The organism is Amphritea pacifica (assembly GCF_016924145.1).
In the GTDB taxonomy this organism is placed as follows: Bacteria; Pseudomonadota; Gammaproteobacteria; order Pseudomonadales; family Balneatricaceae; genus Amphritea; species Amphritea pacifica.
The window spans coordinates 1-3374 of the sequence record NZ_JAFFZO010000067.1 but is presented as its reverse complement, the minus strand read 5'-3'; the positions used below and the strand labels follow the sequence as shown (position 1 = coordinate 3374).

Below are 3374 nucleotides of genomic sequence, written 5' to 3'. Positions count from 1 at the left end.
CGGCGAAGTGGTCGGAAAAGTTACACGTGGTCAGGGATGAAGGAGATGTTAAGATATTTTGGAATCCAGCCCATGCGAGTGAGTAAAAGAGTGATAGCAGTGGACTGGTATTGAGGGTCTGTGTTTTCCACGGGCGAGGATATTATTGAAGAGCCGGATGCGGTAGTTCCGCACGTCCGGATCTGTGTGGGGTCGTCTCGGTAACGGGGCGCTCTACCATGACTGCAATTAAGGTGAAGTCAAAGTAATGGTGAAGGGATTCAAGATTAGTACGATACTCGGCTTAATCATAAGCCTAGTAATGTGCTTCATTGGTTGGACACACAATCCTCAATGTGAATTCCATTGTGAAGGCATTATCAATTGGTTGTCGTTGGCAACTTTATGGGCGAGCTGGTTTTTTGGAGTAAGTATCGTCGTTGGATTAGTGCTAACTTTACTTCTAAATGTCTATAAATACTTGAGCGGCAGAAAAAATGCATAACAAAGCACTGAAAATCGTTCGCTTCGCTCACTGGGACCTCGCTACGCTCGGCCCTTTAGTGCGGCGTTGAGGCTGTCGGATAAGTCCGGCAACCACTGGTAGATGGACGCCGCTCCCGCTACAATCGATCAAAAGAACTTTACCCCGCAGGATGCAAGGGATGGCGCGCTTCAAACACTACGACTACAACCAGACCAAGATGATTCCGCTACGTTTTGCGGATCAGATTCAGCCAGGCACTTTCGAATATACCCTCAGTCATGTGGTCGATAATGATCTCGATATGAGTTTGTTTGAATCCCGTTATCGCAATGATTACAACGGAGCCCCGGCTTATGATCCCGCTATCCTGTTGAAGATCGTTTTATTTGCCTACTCAAGGGGTATCACCTCCAGTCGTAAAATAGCCCAGGCCTGCCGTGAAAATGTACTCTTCATGGCCCTGTCCGCAGACAGTCAGCCGCACCACAGCACTATCGCAGAATTCATTACGCGGATGGAGGATGTGATTGCTCCTCTGTTTACTCAGGTCCTGATGGTGTGTGATGGCATGAACCTGATTGGTCGGGAAATGTTTGCTATCGACGGCTGTAAAATGCCATCCAATGCGGCTAAAGAGTGGAGTGGAACACGGGCAGAGCTGAACCGTAAACAAGCCAAAATAGATCGTGCGGTCGCCCGTATGCTTAAAGCTCATCAGCACTCTGATAACACCGACCAGCAACCGGAGATCACCGAACGGCAACAGGCACAGATCAAAAAGCTGGAAGAGGTCTCCGCTAAGATAAAAAAGCACTTAGCGACCGAACCTGAACGGCTCGGTCAGCGTGGCCGCCCGGTCAAAAGCAATATCACCGACAACGATAGCGCCAAGATGAAAACCGCTAAAGGCGTGATCCAGGGCTATAACGGCGTGGCGGCGGTGGATAGCAAACACCAGATTATTGTGCATGCGCAAGCGTACGGTGCAGGTCAGGAACAACACACCTTAAGGCCGATGCTTTTTGGTATTCGGCATCAATTCCGACAGCTGAAAAAGCCGGAACACCGTATTCTGCAAAAAGTACAGATCACCGCCGATAGTGGCTTTCATAGCGAAGCCAATATGAAGATGATCTATCGGCTGGGCATCGATGGTTATATCGCGGACAACCAGTTCCGCAAGCGTGATCCACGCTTTATCGATTCAGAGACGTACGCAGAGCAGCAAGCCAAACGCCGACAAGAACGAGGATCGACCCGGGACGGGAAACGGTTTATTCCAGCTGACTTCGACTACGATCCTGTCACCAAGAGTTGTCGTTGTCCGGCAGGCAACGGGATGTGGTTAGGGTTTGAGGGACAGATAGACGGTCGTGATGTGATTCGTTTCCAGGGCTATCGCAAACAGTGCCGTGTTTGCCCTCTGAAAGGACAATGCCTGAGGACACCGAACCAGCAGGAAGGGCGTCAGGTGAGTTTTTATCCAAAAGCGAACACGCCGGAAGTCAGCTATATGGATCGGATGAAAGAGAAGATCGACAGTCCGATGGGACGCCATATCTATAGTCAACGTTTAGGTACGGTAGAGCCGGTGTTCGGTAATCTGGAAAGCAACAAAGGCCTGAAACGATTTACGCTCAGAGGCAAAGAGAAGGTCAGCGCACAATGGTTAATGTACTGCATGGTGCATAATATTGAGAAAATCGCGACGCAGGGTGAGATCAGGCATTAAGTGGCAGTATATGCCTGAAATCGAGGCTGTATTGCGTTGAAACATTATACAGAGCGTGTTTGAACTGGAGGAATAATCATTATTACTTCCAGGCAAAACGTTAAAACGAATAGGTGAAGGCTGCGGTAGATGGATATTATTATGTCAAAACGTCTAATCCGACAGTCTCGTTAGGCATCAAATGATTTACATAGTGCTCATTATCTTGCTCCTAATCTTTCTGGCGATAATCGCTGGGATTGTCTTTGCATATAAAAAATTGCCACATACATATTTTTTTCTTGCGCTTTCAGTGCTTATTGTAAGCCCTGTCGTAGCCTTCAAGGTCTATGAGAGGAACTTCAAGTTAAGTGTCGTTCCAGATGCCCTCAAGGTTAGTGCTATAACATATTGTGAAGAAGAATCCTGGGGTTTTGGCCCTGGTGGCAATGAAGCGGGAATAAGGATTTATCCACTATCTGAAGAAATTGCAAATCAAATTACGAAGCGTGGTATTGAGTTCTTTAACACTCTTCCGGCGAACAAGGACCAAAAAAACAGAAGGTGGCGCGGACAGTATCACTCATGGAATGAAACACCAATAAAAGAAAGCGAGTATTGGAAACAAAAAGGAGAGGCGGGCCTTGATGTTTATGACTACATATGCAGGTATGGCTTTTGTATTAAAATCGATGAGGCAGTTGCGGATCAAGCAACCGATATAATAAATAGTGAAGGTAGTTACTATGCTTATGGACGAATTGGTTTAATTGTCGTAAGCCCCACAAAGAAACTTGTTCTTTACATGTACAACGGGTGATGGAATGCCTAACACATATGAGCCGCCTCGGAGTCAATAGAATATAACGCTCTTTTCTGGCCGCGAAGCGGTCAGTTTTTTAATGAATCAGTCAGCCAGTTTTCTTCGTCTGTCATTGTCGTTGCCAAAACGAGTTTGCAACAAACACATATTGAGACTCTCTTACCCCGTGCTCAACGGGTGCCTACCAATACGTCATCCCTGATGTGAGTAGGGGTACTAGACATTCATCGGTTAACCTGAGATAGGCGCTATTCAAAACAGTGGAATAGATTTCCAGTTAGTATCAGGCTCAGTTCAGGTGCAAACCGCTTTACTGATTGTTAATGCACGCCAGTGAAGCGTCTAATCAAGGCCAGGGGCTAATGTGCCCGGAC

At 47.1% G+C, this 3374-nt stretch carries 2 protein-coding genes; both read left to right on the top strand.

Going from position 1 to position 3374, the window contains the following annotated elements; translation table 11 throughout:
- Positions 1 to 644: 644 nt before the first annotated feature.
- Positions 645 to 2198, top strand: a complete 1554-nt coding sequence (locus tag JW499_RS21335; RefSeq protein WP_232846578.1) for an IS1182 family transposase — start codon at positions 645 to 647, stop codon at positions 2196 to 2198.
- Between the two features lie 181 nt (positions 2199 to 2379).
- Complete coding sequence (locus tag JW499_RS21330; RefSeq protein ID WP_205212477.1) at positions 2380 to 2997, top strand: hypothetical protein; 618 nt, start codon at positions 2380 to 2382, stop codon at positions 2995 to 2997.
- Positions 2998 to 3374 lie beyond the last annotated feature (377 nt).

Coding starts and splice junctions, on each gene's coding strand:
- JW499_RS21335 (WP_232846578.1), top strand. CDS start 645: ATGGCGCGCTTCAAACACTACGACTACAACCAGACCAAGATGATTCCG.
- JW499_RS21330 (WP_205212477.1), top strand. CDS start 2,380: ATGATTTACATAGTGCTCATTATCTTGCTCCTAATCTTTCTGGCGATA.